Here is an 18,166-nt window from a genome sequence, read left to right as displayed (position 1 = left end):
CCCGGCCGACGGCCGGAGGGTGCCCCTACAAGGGCCGCAAAATTGTAACGACCTCAACCATTTGCCACAAGGCGCGTCAGGGTTCGGCGCCTGTCCCATTCAGAGATTGAACCGGCGCTGCGGTGCCAGACGGCCGTCGGACTCCACCTGCGCCAGTCCCAGCGGAGCACCTTCTGCCCCGAAAACCGCCACCAGCCCGACCGGCCAGGCCGGATTGCGCAGACGCTGACCCATGCAGAACCGGGCCGCCTGCCCCTCATCCAGATCAACCCGGCCAAAGTGGACCAGCCCGTCCTGGATCGGCAGCAGCCATTGCAGCAGCGCCGCCTCGTCGCCGCTCTCGGCCACTTCCCGCAGCGCATCCAGCCCGATCATCCGCGGCGACAGGAACGGCTCCACCCACAGGCGGCGCAGCGCGGTGATGTGCGCCCCGCAGCCCAGCAGTTCGCCCAGATCCCTGGCAATGCTGCGGATATAGGTGCCCGAACCACAGGTCACGCGCAGCGACAGCTGCTCGCTCTCCTGCGCCAGCACCTCGATGGCCTGTACGTGGACTTCCCGCTCCGGGGCCTCGATGGCATCCCCGCGCCGGGCCTTCACATACAACGGCTCCCCGCCCTGCTTGAGTGCGGAATAGATCGGGGCGCGCTGGCGGATATGCCCGGTCAGGGTCGCCAGCGCCGCGTCCAGTGCCTGTCGGGGGATGGCCGGCACCGGGCGCTCACGCAGCACGACGCCGTCGGCATCGTCGGTATCGGTGGTACGCCCCAGCGCGATCTGAGCGTCGTAGGCCTTGGCCGAGCCCAGCAGCAGCCCGGCAATCTTGGTCGCCTCGCCGAAGCACAACGGCAGCAGGCCAGTGGCCAGCGGGTCCAGGCTGCCGGTATGCCCCCCCTTCTCGGCACGGAACAGGCGACGAGCCACCTGCAGCGCGGTGTTGGAGCTCATGCCGGCGGGCTTGTCGAGCAGGACGATGCCATCCAGGCGACGGAATGAAATACGGGGACGCATGCAACACCCTACTCGGGCCGGCACGGCAATGCCGGACGGGAATCAGGAAATCATCGGCGCCGTGCGTGGCGCCGGCCAGATATGACAACAGCCCTTGCGGGCTGCTGCTTCACTCTTCGTCGGAGCTCGACGGCGGATGTTTGTCCGACAGGTCACGCAGCAGGTTGTCGATGCGCTCGCCGCGGTCAACCGAGTCGTCGTAGTGGAAATGCAGCTCCGGCACGTGCCGCAGCTTCATTGCCCGGGCCAGCGCCATGCGCAGCTCCACCGACAGCTCACGCAGGCCCTTCACCGCCTCGGCCGAGCGTTCCGGCATCAGTGCGGTGACGAACACCTTGGCATGGGCCATGTCGCGGGTGACCTCCACGTCCGAGACGCTGACCGATGGCAGCCCGTGCTCACGCACGGCGGCATGCACCAGCGTGCCCAGATCACGGCGGATCTGCGCGGAAACTCGGTCGGTACGGTGGAAAGTCTTTGGCACGTTTTCTGGCTCGTTTGAATATTGCGTTGATGAAGCAGGACCGGCCCGCCACGGGGCGGACCGGTCCGTGGTGCGATTACAGCGTACGCGGCACTTCGATGCGCTCGAAGCATTCGATCTGGTCGCCGGCCTTCACGTCGTTGTAGGCCTTCACGCCGATACCGCATTCGGTACCGTTGCGAACCTCCTCGACGTTCTCCTTGAAGCGGCGCAGCGATTCCAGTTCGCCCTCGAACACCACCACGCTGTCGCGCAGCACGCGGATCGGCTTGTTCCGCTTGACCACGCCTTCGACCACCATGCAGCCGGCGATCGCGCCCAGCTTCGAGCTGCGGAACACGTCGCGGACTTCGGCGATACCGATGATCTCTTCGCGGATTTCCACGCCGAGCAGACCGGAGGCAACCTGCTTCACCTGGTCGATCACGTCATAGATGATCGAGAAGTAACGCAGGTCCACGCCATTGGATTCAATGATGCGACGGGCCGAAGCATCCGCACGCACGTTGAAGCCGATCACGGTGGCCTTGGAAGCGGCGGCCGAATTGGCGTCCGATTCGGTGATGCCGCCCACGCCGGAGTGGATCACGTTGATGCGGATGTCGTCGTTGGACAGGCCCACCAGCGACTGGCTCAGTGCCTGCACCGAACCCTGGACATCGGCCTTGATCAGCAGGTTCAGCACCTGCTGGCCTTCGCCCTTGCCCAGCTGCGCCATGATGTCTTCCATGCGGCTGCCCGCGGTGGCGACCAGACGCGATTCACGGCGCTTGGTCTCACGCTGCTGGGCGACATCCTTGGCCAGGCGCTCGTCTTCAACGACGACAAAATCATCGCCCGCTTCCGGCACGCCGGACAGACCCAGCACCTGCACCGGGATCGACGGGCCGGCTTCGGCCACCTGGCGACCGGTCTCGTCGAACAGCGCACGCACGCGGCCGTACTGGATGCCGCACACCAGATAGTCACCCTTCTTGAGCTGACCCTGCTGCACCAGCACCGTCGCGACCGGGCCACGGCCCTTGTCCAGCGAGGACTCGATGACCACGCCCGCCGCGCGGCCTTCGGCCACGGCCTTCAGCTCAAGCAGTTCGGCCTGGATCGAAATCGCGTCCAGCAGGTCATCAATGCCCTGGCCGGTCTTGGCGGAGATTTCCACCATCTGCGTATCGCCACCGAAGTCTTCGGCCACGACCTGCTCGGCGAGCAGTTCGTTCTTGACCCGCATCGGGTCGGCCGAGGACTTGTCCATCTTGTTGATCGCCACCACGATCGGCGCGTTGGCGGCGCGGGCGTGCTGGATGGCTTCCTTGGTCTGCGGCATGACGCCGTCGTCGGCGGCCACGACCACCACCACCACGTCGGTCAGCTGCGCGCCACGGGCACGCATCGAGGTGAACGCGGCATGGCCCGGGGTATCCAGGAAGCTGATCACGCCCTTCGGCGTATCCACGTGGTAGGCGCCGATGTGCTGGGTGATGCCACCGGCTTCGCCATTGGCGACCTTGGTGCGGCGGATGTAATCCAGCAGCGAGGTCTTGCCGTGGTCGACGTGACCCATGATGGTGACCACCGGCGGACGCGGCACGGCGTCGCCCTGGTCGGCATCGGTGATGGCCAGCAGTGCGTCTTCGGCATCGTTGGTGTCCGCGCGCACGGCCTTGTGGCCGAGCTCTTCGGTCACCAGCACGGCGGTGTCGTGGTCGATGGACTGGGTGATGGTGGCCATCACGCCCATCTTGAACAACGCCTTGACCACTTCGCCGCCCTTCAGGGCCAGCTTCTGCGCCAGATCGGCAACGGTCACGGTCTCGCCGATGGCGATCTCGCGCACGACCGGTGCGGTCGGACGCTCGAAGCCATGGCTGCCACCGCCGCCACGCGACTGTTCATTGCCACGACGGCCCTGCGGCGCACGGCTGCCCGGGCGACCACGCGAATTATTGTTGTTGCTGTTGCCGCGACGCGCACGGTCCGATGCCGACAGATGCAACTGGCCACCGAAACGGTTGCCGCCATCGTTGTCCGCACCCTGCGTGCCACGTGCCTTGCCCGGCTTGGCATGCGACGACGGCGCGCGATCCTCGCGGATCGGCGCACGCGGTGCAGCCGGAGCTGCGGCATGACGCGGCGCCTTGGCCACCGGCTCGCTTGCCGCTCCGGTCGCCGCCGGCTTTGCAAGCTTGGCCTTGGCCGCTTCTTCGGCGGCGATGCGCTCGGCTTCGATGCGCTGGCGCTCGGCGTCCTCGGCCGCCTTCTGGCGGGCGATTTCCTCGTCGCGGGCACGGTCCTTCTCGGCCAGCATGCGCTGCTCGTCGAGATTGCGCTGACGCGATTCCTCGAGCTTGCGCAGGATTTCGGCGCGCTCCTCGTCCGGCGTCATCGCAGGCTTGCCACCTTCCGGCTTGACGTAGGTACGCTTCTGGCGCACCTCGACGTTGACCGTGGTCTTGCTGCGACCGGCATTGACCGTCACTTCCTGGTGCTTGCGACGGGCCAGGGTGATCTTCTTCGGGGCGCCTTCGGCACCCTCGTCGGCGGGCGACTCATCCTTGCCGTGCGAACGGCGGAGGAATCCCAGAAGCTTCACTTTCTCGGTGCTGGTCACGACCTGGTCGGGACCGCTGAACTTCATGCCGGCCTGGGCCAGCTGCTCCAGCAGTTTCTCGACCGGCGTGTTGACCAGTTCGGCGAGCTTGCGGATGGTGGTTTGCTGCGACATTCGGATCCTATGATCTTGTTGGCGCCCCCTCGACACGAACGAAGGCAGCGCGGAGTCTACGCCCTGAGCGGCTCAGGGCACTGTTCATCGCTGGCTCATTCGCCGCGCTCCAGGCGGGCGATCTCCTCGGCGCGGGCGGCGAGGACCAGCGCTGCGGCGCGCTCAAGATCCATACCCTCGATACCGAACTCCAGGATCTCGTCGGCAGCCAGGTCCGACAGATCCTCACTCGTACGCACGCCATGACCGGCCAGCGCGTACGCGGTTGCTTCATCCATGCCCTTCAATGCCAGCAGGTCATCCGCCGGCACGCCGCCTTCGGCGCCCTCTTCCACGGCCAGCGCCTCGTTGAGCAGCGCGTCGCGTGCGCGGGCACGCAGTTCCTCGACGATGTCCTCGTCGAAGCCTTCCACGGCCAGCAGCTCGCCGACCGGCACGTACGCGATTTCTTCCACGGTGCCGAAACCTTCGGACACCAGGATGCCGGCGATTTCCTCGTCCACTTCCAGCTTGTCCATGAACAGCTGGCGGGCGACGGCCTGCTCGGCCTCGGACTTGGCGGTCACCTGGTCCTGGGTCATCACATTCAGCTGCCAACCGGTCAGACGGCTGGCAAGACGCACGTTCTGGCCGCCCTTGCCGATCGCCTGGGCCAGGCGATCTTCGGCCACGGCCAGGTCCATCGAATGCTTCTCTTCATCGACGATGATCGACTGCACTTCGGCAGGCGCCATCGCATTGATGACGAAGTTGGCCGGGTTCTCGTTCCACAGCACGATGTCCACGCGCTCACCATTGAGCTCATTGGACACGGCCTGGACGCGCGAACCGCGCATGCCGATGCAGGCGCCGATCGGATCGGTGCGGCTGTCATGGGCCAGCACGGCGATCTTGGCGCGGTCGCCCGGGTCACGCGCGCAGGCCTTGATCTCGACCAGGCCCTGACCGACTTCCGGCACCTCGAGCTTGAACAGCTCGATCATGAATTCCGGCGCGGCGCGGCTGATGAACAGCTGCGGGCCACGCGGCTCCGAACGCACTTCGGCCAGGTAACCGCGCACGCGGTCGCCGGCGCGCAGCACGTCGCGCGGGATGCCCTTGTCCTTCGGGATGAAGGCCTCGGCGTTGCCGCCCAGGTCCACGTAGATGTTGCCACGCTCGGCACGCTTGACCACGCCGGTGACCAGCTCGCCGACGCGATCCTTCCATGCATCGACCACCTGCTGGCGCTCGGCCTCGCGCACGCGCTGCACGATGACCTGCTTGGCGGCCTGGGCGGCGATGCGGCCGAAATCCGGGTTCTCGATCTGTTCTTCGATGTAGTCACCGATCTCGACGCCATCGGCCTCGTCGATCGCGTCCATCATGCGGATCTGGCGGTCCGGCGACTCCATCACCACGTCGTCGGCGACCACTTCCCAGCGACGGAAGGTCTCGTAGCTGCCGTCCTTCTGGTTGATCGACACGCGCGCCAGCACGTCCTGGTCGATGTAACGCTTCTTCGCCGCGGAGGCGAGCGCTGCTTCGATCGCATCGAAAATCACTTCGCGCGGCACGCCCTTCTCGTTGGCGACTGCGTCAACTACCAGCAAAAGTTCCTTGCTCATCGGCTCACTCCGCGCGCGGCTTTTTGGCCGCCGTTTCGTTATTGGATTTGTTCTTGGCCTTGTCGCCCTTCTTCGGGGCCGGGCCGGTGGGTTTGGTCGGCGCCAGGCCCAGTGCGGCCCAGTCCGGAATGATGCGTGCCTTGTCGATGTTGTCGAACGCGGCCACGAACGGCTTGCCGTCGACGATGAACGTCACGGTGCCCTGCGCGTGGTCCACCGCGGCGATCTCGCCCTGCAGGCGGCGGCGGCTCTCCTGCGGCAGCTTCAGGCCGACCTTGGCGGACTGGCCAAGCTGCTGCTCGAACTGTTCCAGCGTGAACAACGGACGGTCCACGCCCGGCGAAGAGACTTCCAGCGTGTAGTTGCCGCTGATCGGGTCCTCCACGTCCAGTTGCGCCGACACTTCGCGGCTGACCCGCTCGCAGTCGTCGACATTGACCATGCGCTCGGGCTGCTCGGCCAGCGGCACGTCGATGTACAGGCGCAGGGTTGCGCCGCCGGGGGCCGGCAGATATTCGGCGCCCAACAAATCGAGCCCCAGCGCTTGCACGGTGGGGCCCAGCAGATTCGCGATTTCAGTAGCCTTGTCGCTCACAGCCTGCCTTGGTTCGGTAAATGGGGGCTGGTACCACCCAGCCGGGATTTTCCGTTGTCCGGAAACAACAAAGGACCCTATTGGGCCCTTTGTCCGGTTGAAATCCGGTGACTGGATTCCGGTTGCAAGAACGGAAGCAAACGTTCTTGCGAGCCCAGACTTTGGCTTCAATCGACATTGTCGCAGAAACCGAAGCTGGTAGCGGGGGCAGGATTTGAACCTGCGACCTTCGGGTTATGAGCCCGACGAGCTGCCAGACTGCTCCACCCCGCAGCAGAAGCGGAATTATGAAGTAACTTGGATCAGATTGCAACCCTTATTTACTTCACTTGTTTCTCCGATCTTCCGGAGAAACCCGAGGAATTGACTCCCCGGCGAACCACCTTCCGGTGATTCCGGCAGCGCCGCGTCGCGTTGCTGCCGTCAAATCAGGATGTGAATATTACACGATTCACATCTTTGTGTAACTGTTTTTTGAAAATTATTACGACAAATGTGCAAATGCCGTGCGCATCCACTGCAGGATCGGCCCCAGGCCCAGCGGCAGGAACAGCAGCAGGACCGAATTCACGCCCAGCACGATGCCCAGGATGCGATCGTTGTTGCGCGGCAGCGCCTCGCCCACCGGCTCATCGAAGTACATGACCTTGATGACACGCAGGTAATAGAAGCAACCGATCACCGCGCAGATCACACCGACCATGGCCAGCCACAGCAGGTCACCGTTGATTGCAGCGCCCAGCACCGCCAGCTTGGTCCAGAAACCCAGGAACGGCGGGATACCGGCCAGCGACGCCATGATGCACAGGACCAGACCGGCCATCCACGGGCTACGGGCATTCAGGCCCTTGAAGTCCTCGATGTTCTCGGCCTCGAAGCCGGCACGCGACAGCGCGATGATCGCGCCGAACGAAGCCGTCGACATGATGGCGTAAGCCACCGCGTAGAACATCGCGGCCGAATAGCCCTGCTCGCCGCCACCGGCCACGCCCATCAGCAGGAAGCCGATGTGGGAGACCGTGGAGTAGGCCAGCATGCGCTTGAGGTTGGTCTGCGCGATGGCCATCAGGTTACCGACGATCAGCGACAGCGCGGCCAGGCCGGCCAGCACATACTGCAGTTCGGTCGACAACGGGCCCACGCCCATTTCCAGCAGGCGGTAAGCCATGCCGAACGCGGCCAGCTTCGGTGCCGAGCTGATGAACAGCGCGATCGGCGCCGGGGCACCCTGGTACACGTCCGGCAGCCACATGTGGAACGGCGCAGCGCCCAGCTTGAAGGCAACGCCGGCGACCATGAACACCGCGCCGGTCAGCAGCAGCAGGCGCTCGTCGGAATGGGCGATGGCGCCGTGGATGACGTCCAGGTGCAGCGAGCCGGTGGCGCCATAGATCAGCGACATGCCGTACAGCAGCAGGCCCGAGGCCAGCGAACCCAGCACGATGTACTTCATGCCGGCTTCGGCGGCGAGCTTGTTCTCGCGGTTGCTGGCAACCAGCGCGTACGAACACAGCGCCAGCAGCTCCAGGCCCAGGTAGACCATCAGCAGGCTACCGGCCGACACCAGGATCATCATGCCGGCGGTGGCGAACAGGATCAGCACCGGGATCTCGCCCTGGTACAGGTTGCGTTCGCGCAGGTAGCTCCAGCCGTAGATCAGGCTCAGGCCACTGACCAGCACCACCACCGTCTTCATGATGTCGGCGGCGTTGTCGCGGATGAACATGCCATGGAACACCTCACCCTGCCCGCCCACGCCACCCAGCAGCAGGCCGAAGGCGACGGCCAGCACGGCCACCGAGATGAAGTGGGTCCAGACCTTGTGCCGGTTGCTGATGAACAGATCGAGGATCAGCAGGGCGAAGGCGCCACCAATCACCACCAGTTCTGGCAGCAACGGCGGGAGGTCGGCGGTGGTCAACGGCAGAAGCGTCGGCGTTGTCATCATCAAATCCTGGAATCAATACTCTCGACGGGCCGCTTACAGCAGCTTGCTCGATGCGATCTGCATCGCCAGCTTGGCGATGGACGGCTCCATCAGGTCGGTCAGCGGCTTGGGATAGAAGCCCAGCACCAGCGTGCCGACGGCGAACACACCCAACACCAGCCATTCACGACCGTTGATGTCCTTCAGTTCGGCCACATGGGCATTGCCCACCTCGCCGAAGAACACGCGCTTGTACAGCCACAGCGAGTACGCGGCGCTGATGATCAGCGTGGTCGCCGCACCCAGTGCCACCAGCGGGTTCCACTGGAAGGACGCCAGCACGATCATGAATTCACCCACGAAGCCGCTGGTACCCGGCAGGCCCGAGTTGGCCATGAAGAACAGCAACGCGAAGGTGGCGAACCACGGCATCACGTTGACCACGCCGCCGTAATCGGCGATGCGGCGGCTGTGCATGCGGTCGTACAGCACGCCCACGCAGGAGAACATCGCACCGGACACGAAGCCGTGCGAGATCATCTGCACCATGGCGCCCTGCAGGCCCAGGCGGGCGGCGTCGGCGTTGCCGGCCTCACGCACCAGCCACAGCGCAGTGAACGTGCCGAGGGTGACGAAGCCCATGTGTGCGACCGACGAATAGGCGATCAGCTTCTTCATGTCGTCCTGCACCATCGCGACCAGGCCGACGTAGATCACCGCCACCAGCGACAGCGCGATCACCAGCCAGGCCCACTCGGCGCTGGCGTCCGGCACGATCGGCAGGTTGAAGCGCAGGAAGCCGTAGCCACCGATCTTCAGCGCGATGGCCGCCAGGATCACCGAACCGGCGGTCGGCGCTTCCACGTGCGCATCCGGCAGCCAGGTGTGCACCGGGAACATCGGCACCTTGACCGCGAAGGCGATCAGGAAGGCGAAGAAGATCCACGTCTGTTCCTTGGCCGACAACTGCAGCTGGTACAGGTCGGCCAGCTGGAAGCTGCCGCCCTTCAGGTACAGGTAGATCAGCGCCACCAGCATCAGCACCGAGCCGAGGAAGGTGTACAGGAAGAACTTCATGGCCGCATAGATGCGACGCGGGCCGCCCCAGACGCCGATGATCAGGAACATCGGGATCAGCATGGCTTCGAAGAACACGTAGAACAGCATCGCGTCGGTGGCGGCGAAGATGCCGACCGTGACGCCTTCCAGGATCAGGAAGGCGGCGACGTACTGGTTCACGCGCTTGTCGACCACGCCCCAGGCGCCGATCAGGGCCAGCACGCCGACCAGGGTGGTCAGCAGCACCAGCGCGATGGCGATGCCATCGACGGCGAGGTTGTAGCCGATACCGAAGGCCGGGATCCACGGATGCTGCTCGACGAACTGCATCACGTCGGCGGCGCCGCGGTCATAGCCGCTGAGCAGGCCGAGGCTCAACAGGAAGGTGAGCAATGCCACCGCCAGCGACGCCCAACGGGCGGTCTGGGCGTTGCGCACGGCGAGGATCAACGCACCGCCGATGATCGGCAGCCAGATGAGAACACTAAGTAGGGGCCAGTTCGACACGTCTTCTATTCCGTACAGGTCAACGCCAGAAATGCATCAGCAGGCCCAGCAGGGCAATCAGGCCGATGATCATCGCGAAGGCGTAGTGGTAGAGGAAACCGGATTGGGTGCGGCGCAGCAGGTTGGCAGCCAAGTCGACCAGACGGGCCGAACCATTCACCACCACACCGTCGACGACCGTGCTGTCCACGGCACGGGCGGCCTTGCCGAGCTGCACACCACCGCCGGCAAAGCCGTCGATCCAGAGCTTGTCGAAGCCGTACTTGTTTTCCAGCACCGAAACCAGCGGTGCCAGGTTCTTGCGCGCCTGACCGGCCAGTTCCGGCTTCCAGACGTAGAACACCCACGCCAGGATGAAGCCCGCAACCGTCAGCCAGAACGCCGGCATCATCATGCCGTGCAGCGCGTAGGCCACCGAGCCGTGCCAGAACTCCTTGCCCACGGCGGCGATGGTGTCGCGTGCCGGGTCGTAGAAATCGACGATGCCGGTGAAGAACGACATGGCCTGGCCCGGCACGCCACCCTCGGCGGCATGACCGTCCCAGCCGGTGCCGAACAGCATCGGGCCAATGGTGAAGAAGCCGATCAGGATGGACGGGATGGCCAGCAGGATCAGCGGCACCGTCACCACCAGCGGCGACTCGTGCGGCTCGTGGGCGCCGTGACCGTGGTGGTCATCGTGGCCATGGCCGTGATGGCCGTGGTCATCGTGCGCGTCACGGAAGCGCTCCTTGCCGAAGAAGGTCAGGAACAGCAGGCGGAAGCTGTAGAAGCTGGTGACGATCACGCCACCAAGCACCGCCCAGTAGCCATACGTGGCCACCCAGCTGGACGAATGCTGCGCGTGGTGCGCGGCGGCTTCGATGATGGTGTCCTTGGAGTAGAAGCCCGCGAAGAACGGGGTGCCGACCAGGGCCAGCGTACCGATCCACATGGTGATGTGGGTGATCGGCATGTATTTGCGCAGGCCGCCCATCTTCAGCATGTTCTGCTCGTGGTGCATGCCGATGATCACCGAGCCGGCACCCAGGAACAGCAGCGCCTTGAAGAAGGCGTGGGTCATCAGGTGGAACACGGCGCCCGAGTAGGCGGACACGCCCAGGGCAACGGTCATGTAGCCCAGCTGCGACAGCGTCGAGTAGGCAACCACGCGCTTGATGTCGCTCTGCACGATGCCGATCAGGCCGGTGAAGAAGGCCGTGGTCGCACCGATGAACAGGATGAAGTCCAGCGCGGTCTGCGACAGCTCGAACAGCGGCGACATGCGGGTGACCATGAAGATGCCCGCGGTCACCATCGTCGCGGCATGGATCAGCGCCGAGATCGGGGTCGGGCCTTCCATCGAGTCCGGCAGCCACACGTGCAGCGGCACCTGGGCCGACTTGCCCATCGCGCCGATGAACAGGCAGATGCAGATCACGGTGGCGATCGACCACTGATGGTCACCGATCAGCTGCACCATGGCATGGCCGGTGGCATCGGTACCCAGCACGGTGCCGGCATTGGCGAACACGGTGGCGTAGTCCAGCGTCCCGAACGCCCACAGGATGCCGCCGATGCCCAGCAGGAAGCCGAAGTCACCGACGCGGTTGACCAGGAAGGCCTTCATGTTGGCGAAGATGGCGCTGGGCTTCTTGAAGTAGAAGCCGATCAGCAGGTACGACACCAGACCCACCGCTTCCCAGCCGAAGAACAGCTGCAGGAAGTTGTTGCTCATCACCAGCGTGAACATCGAGAAGGTGAACAGCGAGATGTAGCTGAAGAAGCGCTGGTAGCCGTCGTCCTCGGACATGTAGCCGATGGAGTAGATGTGCACCAGCAGCGACACGAAGCTCACCACCACCATCATCATGGCGGTCATGCGATCGATCATGAAGCCGACGTGGGCCGCGTACTGGCCGACCTCGAAGAAGGTGTAGATGTTCTGGTTGAACGGCTGCGCCCCACCCCACAGCAGCTGGTACAGCGTGTGTGCGGACAGCACGAAGCTGATCGCCACGCCGAGGATGGTGATGTACTGGGCGCCTTTGCGCCCGACCTGGCGTCCGAAGAGGCCGGCGATGATGCTGCCGAACAGTGGTGCGAGCACCACTGCGATCAACAGACTCTTGGAGAGAGTGATTTCCATCTCGGATCAGCCCTTCAGCGAATCAACTTCGCCCACGTTGATGGTGTGGCGAGTACGGAACAAGGTCACCAGGATCGCGAGGCCGATTGCAGCTTCGGCTGCGGCCACGGTCAGGATGAAGAACACGAACAGCTGGCCGGCGGTATCGCCCAGCTCACGCGAGAAGGCGATGAAGTTGATGTTGACCGACAGCAGCATCAGTTCGATCGACATCAGCAGCACGATGATGTTCTTCCGGTTCAGGAAGATGCCGGCGACGGAGATGCAGAACATCACCGCGCCCAGCGCGAGCATATGGCCCAGGGAAATCATGGCTTGGCCTCCTCGCCACCTTCGTTGTTCGCTTGCACCTGCACCACCGGCTTCTCGGCGGCCATCTTGACGATGCGCAGGCGGTCTTTTGCCTTGACCATGGTCTGCTCGGTCGGGTTCTGCGTCTTCAGGCCCTGACGGCGGCGCAGGGTCAGCATCACGGCTGCCACCACGGCGACGGTCAGGATCACTGCGGCGAACTCGAACGGCAGCAGGTATTCGGTGAACAGGCTGCGCGCCAGCCAGGTGATGTTGGAGGTGTCCGCGGCGACCGCGGCGGCGTTGTCCACGGGGAACGGCGCCATGCGGGCCTTGATGCCGATCAGGGTCAGCATCTGCACCAGCATCACCACCGCGACCACCAGGCCCACCGGCAGGTAGCGCACCCAGCCTTCACGCAGGTTGGTGGTATCGATGTCCAGCATCATCACCACGAACAGGAACAACACCATCACCGCACCGACGTACACCAGCACCAGCGTGACGCCCAGGAACTCGGCCCCCACCAGCAGCCACACGCAGGCCACCGAGAAGAAGGTCAGGATCAGGCACAGCACGGCATACACCGGGTTGCGCACGCTGATCACCGACGCGGCCGAAATGCCCGCGATGATCGAGAAGAACCAGAAAGCGATATTTACCCAATCCATCTCGAGACCTCAGCGGAAAGCAGCGTCGGCGGCGCGGCGCTCGGCGATTTCGGTTTCAAGCCGATCGCCGATGGCCAGCAGCTGCGGCTTGGTGATGATGTTTTCGCCACGCTTCTCGAAGTGGTACTCGAGAATGTGGGTCTCGACGATCGAGTCCACCGGGCAGCTTTCCTCGCAGAAGCCGCAGAAGATGCACTTGAACAGATCGATCTCGTAACGCGTGGTGCGGCGGGTGCCGTCCTCGCGCTTGGCCGAGTCGATGGTGATGGCCAGCGCCGGGCACACCGCTTCGCACAGCTTGCAGGCGATGCAGCGCTCTTCACCGTTGGGATAACGGCGCAGGGCGTGCAGGCCGCGGAAGCGCGGCGACTGCGGGAACTTCTCCATCGGGTACAGCACGGTGTACTTGGGCTTGAACGTGTACTTCAACGTCAGCCACAGGCCTCCGAGCAGCTCCAGGAGCAGCAGGCTCTTGAAATAGTGGGTGATCTTATTCATGAATCAAACGCCCTTCTGGATCACGCCGTAGAACACCATCAGTGCCGTCACCGCGATCCAGAAAATGGTCAGCGGGATGAACACCTTCCAACCCAGACGCATGATCTGGTCGTAACGGAAACGCGGGAAGCTGGCACGGAACCAGATGTAGGCGCTGGCGAAGAACAGCACCTTGAGCAGCAGCCACGGCCAGCCACCGTCCCAGATCCAGTTGATCCACGGCGACACATCACCGCTGACCCAACCCTGCAGCGGGCTCAGCCAGCCACCCAGGAAGAAGATCGAGATCAGGAAGCTGACCAGGATCATGTTGGCGTATTCGGCCAGGAAGAACAGCGCGAACGCACCGCCGGAGTACTCGACCATGTGGCCGGCGACGATTTCCGACTCGCCTTCCACCACGTCGAACGGCGCGCGGTTGGTCTCGGCGACGCCGGACACCCAGTACACGACGAACAGCGGCAGCAGCGGCAGCAGGAACCAGTCAAACAGGCCCGAATCACCCTTCTGCGCCAGCACGATGTCGGTCAGGTTCAGGCTGCCGGCGGCGATCATCACGCCGACCAGCGCGAAGCCCATCGCGATTTCGTAGCTGACCACCTGGGCGGCCGAACGCATCGCGCCGAGGAAGGCGTACTTCGAGTTGGATGCCCAGCCCGCCAGGATCACGCCGTACACGCCCAGCGAGGTCATCGCCAGCAGGTACAGCAGGCCGACGTTGGCGTTGGACAGCACCAGCTTGTAGTCGAAGGGCACCACCGCCCACGCCGCGAACGACGGCGCCAGCACGATCAGCGGCGCGATGACGTACATCGCCTTGTGCGCGCTGGCCGGAGCGATGATTTCCTTGAACAGCAGCTTGGTGACGTCAGCGAAGGCCTGCAGCAGGCCGCCGAGGCCCACGTACATGGGCCCGTGGCGGACGTGCATCCAGCCGATCAGCTTGCGCTCCCACAACACGTAGAACGCCACCGAGATGATCACCGGCATCGCGATGAGCAGGATCTTCAGCACCGTCCACAGGACGATGCCGATGTCGCCCAGGGCGAGGAACCACTGGTGCAGCGGGTCGACCGCGTTCAACAGCAACTCGTTCATGCAGCCACCACCGTTACACGTGCGGCACCCAGCGGCGCGGTCGCGCCGTGGCCCGATTCAATCCAAACCGTACCGGCGGCGACGCGCGCGTCGACCACCACCGGCAGCGTGGCACGACCGGCATCGTTGCCGACCTTTGCCATCTGGCCCTCGCCCAGCGACAGGCGCGCGGCATCGTCGGCATTGAGCACGATGCGCGGGTCGGTGTTGAGCGGATGCGCCTGCAGTGCCTGGGCACGGCGGACGACGGCATCGGTGCGGTAGATGGCCGGGGTCGAAGCGACCTCCAGGCCCTCGCCGGCCACCTGCGGCTGCGCCGAAGCGGCCACCTTGACCGACACCGGCGCGATGCTCGCGCGCAGGCCGGCCAGATCGGTGAAGCCGAAACCGGCCAATTGCATGTCACCGCCCAGCGCACGCAGCACGCGCCAGCCCTCGCGGGCCTCGCCCTGCAGCTTGCCACCGGCACGGGCGACCTGCTCGCGGCCGTCGAGGTTGGTCAGCGTGCCGTCGACCTCCGGCAGCGCGCCGATCGGCAGGATCAGGTCGGCGACGTCGCGGGTCGAGGCACAGGCGTACTGGCTGAAGGACACCACCTTGGCACCGGCCAGCGCCTTTCGGGCGGCGTTGGTGTCGGCGAAGTCCAGGCCCGGCTCGATGCCGTACAGCACGTAGGCCTTGCGCGGCTGCGCCAGCATCGCGTTGACGTCCTTGCCGGCCGGCAGCACGCCGACGCGCGACAGGCCAACGGCATTGGCGCCCTGCGGGATGCGGCACAGCTTGGCGCCGGTGGCGGCGGCGAATGCACTGGCGGCCGAACGGATCGCGGCGGCCTGCGGGTGATTCTCGGCAATCGCACCGACGATGATGACGGTGTTGGCACCGCCCTTCACCGCATCGACCAGCTGTGCGTTGCCCAGCGCCTCGACGAAGCGCGACGGGGCGACGATCTGCTTGCCGGCCAGCTTGAAGGCGAAGTCGAACTCCACCGGGTTGACCGCGAAGATCTGCGCGCCACGCTGGGTCTGCGCCTTGCGCAGGCGGGCATGCAGCAGCGGCAGTTCGTGGCGGATGTTGCTACCCAGCACGACGATGCGGTCGGCGTTCTCGATGTCGGCCAGCGAGGCGCCGAACACTTCGGCTACCGGCGCATCGGAGAAGTCGCGGTTGTTGATGCGGTGGTCGAGGTTGTTCGAACCCAGGCCAGCGGCCAGACGAGCCAGCAGCGCGCCTTCCTCGTTGGAGGTCGACGGATGCACCAGCACGCCGAGGTCGTCGCCACGGTTGGCGTCAAGGATCTCGCGGGCGGCGGCCAGGCCTTCGGCCCAGCTCACTTCCTTCCACTCGCCGTTGACCTTCTGCAGCGGCTTGACCGCACGGTCAGCGGCATACAGGCCCTGGTGCGAGTAACGATCGCGATCGGACAGCCAGCACTCGTTGACCAGCTCGTTGTCACGCGGCACCGCGCGCAGCACTTCGCCGCGGCGCACGTGCAGGAACAGGTTCGAGCCCATCGCGTCGTGGTAACCCAGCGACTCGCGCGCGGTCAGCTCCCACGGGCGTGCCTTGAACTGGAACACCTTGTTGGTCAGCGCGCCGACCGGGCACACGTCGATGACGTTGCCGGACAGCTCGGTGGTCAGCGGCTTGCCGTCGTAGGTGCCGATCTGCAGGTTCTCACCGCGCGACATGCCGCCCAGCTCGTAGGTGCCCGCCACTTCGGCGGTGAAGCGCACGCAGCGGGTGCACTGGATGCAGCGGGTCATCTCGGTGGCGACCAGCGGACCCATGTCCTCGTCAGCCACCACGCGCTTGCGCTCGTTGAAGCGGCTGACCGAACGGCCATAGCCCAGCGAGACGTCCTGCAGCTCGCACTCACCGCCCTGGTCGCAGATCGGGCAGTCCAGCGGGTGGTTGATGAGCAGGAACTCCATCACCGAACGCTGGTACTTGAGTGCCTTCTCGTTGCGGGTCTGGATCTTCATGCCATCCATGACCGGGGTCGCGCACGCCGGCGACGGCTTGGGCGACTTTTCAACGTCGACCAGGCACATGCGGCAGTTGGCGGCGATCGGCAGCTTCTCGTGGTAGCAGAAGCGCGGGATCGGGATGCCGGCCTTGTCGGCGGCCTGGATGATCATCGAACCCTTGGGCACGACCAGTGCCTGGCCATCGATCTCGATCGAGACGTGGTCCGGCGGCACGTTTGGATTTACCGGTTGCGCGCTCATGCGGCAGCAGCCTCCACCTTCTTGCCGTCAACCATCGAATGACCGTTGACGATGTAGTACTCGAATTCGTCCCAGAACTGGCGCAGGAAACCCTGGATCGGCCATGCCGCCGCTTCACCGAACGCGCAGATGGTGTGGCCTTCGATCTGGCCGGCGACCGTCTTGAGCTGGTGCAGGTCGTCCATCGTGGCCTGGCCGGCGACGATGCGCTCCAGCACGCGGTGCATCCAGCCGGTGCCTTCACGGCACGGGGTGCACTGGCCGCAGGATTCCTTGTGGAAGAACTGGCTGATGCGGCAGGCGAACTTGACGCAGCACACGCTGTCATCCAGCACCACGATCGCACCCGAACCCAGGCCGGAACCCAGCGCACGGATGGTGTCATAGTCCATCGGCAGGTCCTTGAGCTGCTCGGCGGTCAGCACCGGCATCGAGACGCCGCCCGGGATCGCCGCCTTCAGCTTGCGGCCCGGGCGCAGGCCACCGGCCATTTCCAGCAGCGCGTCGAAGGTGGTGCCCAGCGGCACTTCGAAGTTGCCGCCCTTGGTGACGCAACCGGAGACCGAGAAGCACTTCGGGCCGCCGTTGTTGGTCAGGCTCAGGCCCTTGAACCACTCCGGACCGTTGCGGATGATCGCCGGCACCGAGCCGTAGGTCTCGGTGTTGTTGATCGTCGACGGCTTGCCGTACAGGCCGAAGTTGGCCGGGAACGGCGGCTTGTAGCGCGGCTGGCCCTTCTTGCCTTCCAGCGATTCCATCAGCGCGGTTTCTTCGCCGCAGATGTAGGCGCCGGCGCCCAGCGCACCGTAGATGTCGATGTCCACGCCGCTGCCCAGCACGTTCTTGCCCAGCCAGCCATGCTTGTAGGCATCGGCCAGGGCCTGCTCGAAGTGCTCGAACGGCTCGTGGTGGAACTCACCACGCAGATAGTTGTAGCCCACGGTGGAACCGGTGGCGTAGCAGGCGATGGCCATGCCCTCCACCACCGAGTGCGGGTTGTAGCGCAGGATGTCGCGGTCCTTGCAGGTGCCCGGCTCGGATTCGTCCGAGTTGCAGAGGATGTACTTCTGCACGTCGCCCTTGGGCATGAAGGACCACTTCAGGCCGGTCGGGAAGCCCGCACCGCCGCGGCCACGCAGGCCGGACTGCTTGACCATCTCGATCACGTCGGCCGGCGGGATCTTCTCTTCGAGGATCTTGCGCAGCGCGGCGTAACCGCCGGTCTTGAGGTAGCTCTCGTACGACCACGGGGTGTCGTAGTGCAGCGTGGTGTAAACCACGTTGTGCGGAAGCGGCGCCGGTCCGACCGGGCCCTTGGATTCGTGGTGTGCCATGCC

At 64.9% G+C, this 18,166-nt stretch carries 14 protein-coding genes and 1 tRNA gene; all 15 read right to left on the bottom strand.

Annotation, left to right across the window (positions count from 1 at the left end; translation table 11 throughout):
- Positions 1 to 99: 99 nt before the first annotated feature.
- Complete coding sequence (gene truB / locus ACIPR8_RS18805; protein ID WP_192286182.1) at positions 100 to 1,011, bottom strand: tRNA pseudouridine(55) synthase TruB; 912 nt, start codon at positions 1,009 to 1,011, stop codon at positions 100 to 102.
- Positions 1,012 to 1,120: 109 nt separating this feature from the next.
- Complete coding sequence (gene rbfA / locus ACIPR8_RS18800; protein WP_132864334.1) at positions 1,121 to 1,495, bottom strand: 30S ribosome-binding factor RbfA; 375 nt, start codon at positions 1,493 to 1,495, stop codon at positions 1,121 to 1,123.
- Positions 1,496 to 1,571: 76 nt separating this feature from the next.
- Entirely contained in the window at positions 1,572 to 4,217 is a 2,646-nt protein-coding gene (gene infB / locus ACIPR8_RS18795) for a translation initiation factor IF-2 (RefSeq protein ID WP_446541986.1), read from the bottom strand.
- 95 nt (positions 4,218 to 4,312) lie between these two features.
- The gene (gene nusA / locus ACIPR8_RS18790) at positions 4,313 to 5,824 is read right to left on the bottom strand and encodes a transcription termination factor NusA (protein WP_132864336.1); all 1,512 of its coding nucleotides are present in this window, start codon (positions 5,822 to 5,824) and stop codon (positions 4,313 to 4,315) included.
- 4 nt (positions 5,825 to 5,828) lie between these two features.
- Positions 5,829 to 6,419: a ribosome maturation factor RimP gene (rimP, locus tag ACIPR8_RS18785; RefSeq protein WP_192286184.1), complete on the bottom strand. Its 591-nt coding sequence runs from the start codon at positions 6,417 to 6,419 to the stop codon at positions 5,829 to 5,831.
- A 196-nt stretch (positions 6,420 to 6,615) separates the two neighbouring features.
- Positions 6,616 to 6,692 (bottom strand) — tRNA-Met (locus tag ACIPR8_RS18780).
- A 211-nt stretch (positions 6,693 to 6,903) separates the two neighbouring features.
- Positions 6,904 to 8,364: an NADH-quinone oxidoreductase subunit NuoN gene (nuoN, locus tag ACIPR8_RS18775; RefSeq protein ID WP_132864338.1), complete on the bottom strand. Its 1,461-nt coding sequence runs from the start codon at positions 8,362 to 8,364 to the stop codon at positions 6,904 to 6,906.
- 36 nt (positions 8,365 to 8,400) lie between these two features.
- Positions 8,401 to 9,912 carry an NADH-quinone oxidoreductase subunit M gene (locus ACIPR8_RS18770; RefSeq protein WP_313254691.1) on the bottom strand — a complete coding sequence of 504 codons (1,512 nt, stop codon included), beginning with the start codon at positions 9,910 to 9,912 and terminating at the stop codon, positions 8,401 to 8,403.
- Between the two features lie 19 nt (positions 9,913 to 9,931).
- Complete coding sequence (gene nuoL / locus ACIPR8_RS18765) at positions 9,932 to 12,040, bottom strand: NADH-quinone oxidoreductase subunit L (protein WP_192286186.1); 2,109 nt, start codon at positions 12,038 to 12,040, stop codon at positions 9,932 to 9,934.
- Between the two features lie 6 nt (positions 12,041 to 12,046).
- Positions 12,047 to 12,352, bottom strand: a complete 306-nt coding sequence (gene nuoK / locus ACIPR8_RS18760; RefSeq protein WP_054656949.1) for an NADH-quinone oxidoreductase subunit NuoK — start codon at positions 12,350 to 12,352, stop codon at positions 12,047 to 12,049.
- Entirely contained in the window at positions 12,349 to 13,002 is a 654-nt protein-coding gene (locus ACIPR8_RS18755; RefSeq protein ID WP_192286187.1) for an NADH-quinone oxidoreductase subunit J, read from the bottom strand. Before ACIPR8_RS18755 ends, nuoK begins: the two co-directional genes overlap by 4 nt.
- Before the next feature lie 9 nt (positions 13,003 to 13,011).
- Positions 13,012 to 13,500 (bottom strand): NADH-quinone oxidoreductase subunit NuoI, encoded by a 489-nt coding sequence (gene nuoI / locus ACIPR8_RS18750; RefSeq protein ID WP_132864343.1) that lies wholly within the window; start codon positions 13,498 to 13,500, stop codon positions 13,012 to 13,014.
- Between the two features lie 3 nt (positions 13,501 to 13,503).
- Positions 13,504 to 14,598 (bottom strand): NADH-quinone oxidoreductase subunit NuoH, encoded by a 1,095-nt coding sequence (gene nuoH / locus ACIPR8_RS18745; RefSeq protein WP_132864344.1) that lies wholly within the window; start codon positions 14,596 to 14,598, stop codon positions 13,504 to 13,506.
- Positions 14,595 to 16,829: an NADH-quinone oxidoreductase subunit NuoG gene (gene nuoG, locus ACIPR8_RS18740; protein WP_323437907.1), complete on the bottom strand. Its 2,235-nt coding sequence runs from the start codon at positions 16,827 to 16,829 to the stop codon at positions 14,595 to 14,597. Before nuoG ends, nuoH begins: the two co-directional genes overlap by 4 nt.
- A complete protein-coding gene (nuoF, locus tag ACIPR8_RS18735) occupies positions 16,826 to 18,163 on the bottom strand; it encodes an NADH-quinone oxidoreductase subunit NuoF (RefSeq protein WP_192286189.1) in 1,338 nt (445 codons plus the stop codon). Before nuoF ends, nuoG begins: the two co-directional genes overlap by 4 nt.
- Positions 18,164 to 18,166: the final 3 nt, after the last annotated feature.

Source organism: Stenotrophomonas sp. LARHCG68, from assembly GCF_052871705.1.
Note: the sequence above shows the minus strand (reverse complement) of the source record. Positions and strands in the feature narration are given on the sequence as shown.

Excerpts from the sequence above, each read along its gene's own strand:
- nuoG (WP_323437907.1), bottom strand. The coding sequence starts at position 16,829 with ATGAGCGCGCAACCGGTAAATCCAAACGTGCCGCCGGACCACGTCTCG.
- ACIPR8_RS18755 (WP_192286187.1), bottom strand. The coding sequence starts at position 13,002 with ATGGATTGGGTAAATATCGCTTTCTGGTTCTTCTCGATCATCGCGGGC.
- nuoN (WP_132864338.1), bottom strand. The coding sequence starts at position 8,364 with ATGACAACGCCGACGCTTCTGCCGTTGACCACCGCCGACCTCCCGCCG.
- infB (WP_446541986.1), bottom strand. The coding sequence starts at position 4,217 with ATGTCGCAGCAAACCACCATCCGCAAGCTCGCCGAACTGGTCAACACG.
- nusA (WP_132864336.1), bottom strand. The coding sequence starts at position 5,824 with ATGAGCAAGGAACTTTTGCTGGTAGTTGACGCAGTCGCCAACGAGAAG.
- nuoI (WP_132864343.1), bottom strand. The coding sequence starts at position 13,500 with ATGAATAAGATCACCCACTATTTCAAGAGCCTGCTGCTCCTGGAGCTG.
- nuoH (WP_132864344.1), bottom strand. The coding sequence starts at position 14,598 with ATGAACGAGTTGCTGTTGAACGCGGTCGACCCGCTGCACCAGTGGTTC.
- nuoL (WP_192286186.1), bottom strand. The coding sequence starts at position 12,040 with ATGGAAATCACTCTCTCCAAGAGTCTGTTGATCGCAGTGGTGCTCGCA.
- nuoK (WP_054656949.1), bottom strand. The coding sequence starts at position 12,352 with ATGATTTCCCTGGGCCATATGCTCGCGCTGGGCGCGGTGATGTTCTGC.
- nuoF (WP_192286189.1), bottom strand. The coding sequence starts at position 18,163 with ATGGCACACCACGAATCCAAGGGCCCGGTCGGACCGGCGCCGCTTCCG.
- truB (WP_192286182.1), bottom strand. The coding sequence starts at position 1,011 with ATGCGTCCCCGTATTTCATTCCGTCGCCTGGATGGCATCGTCCTGCTC.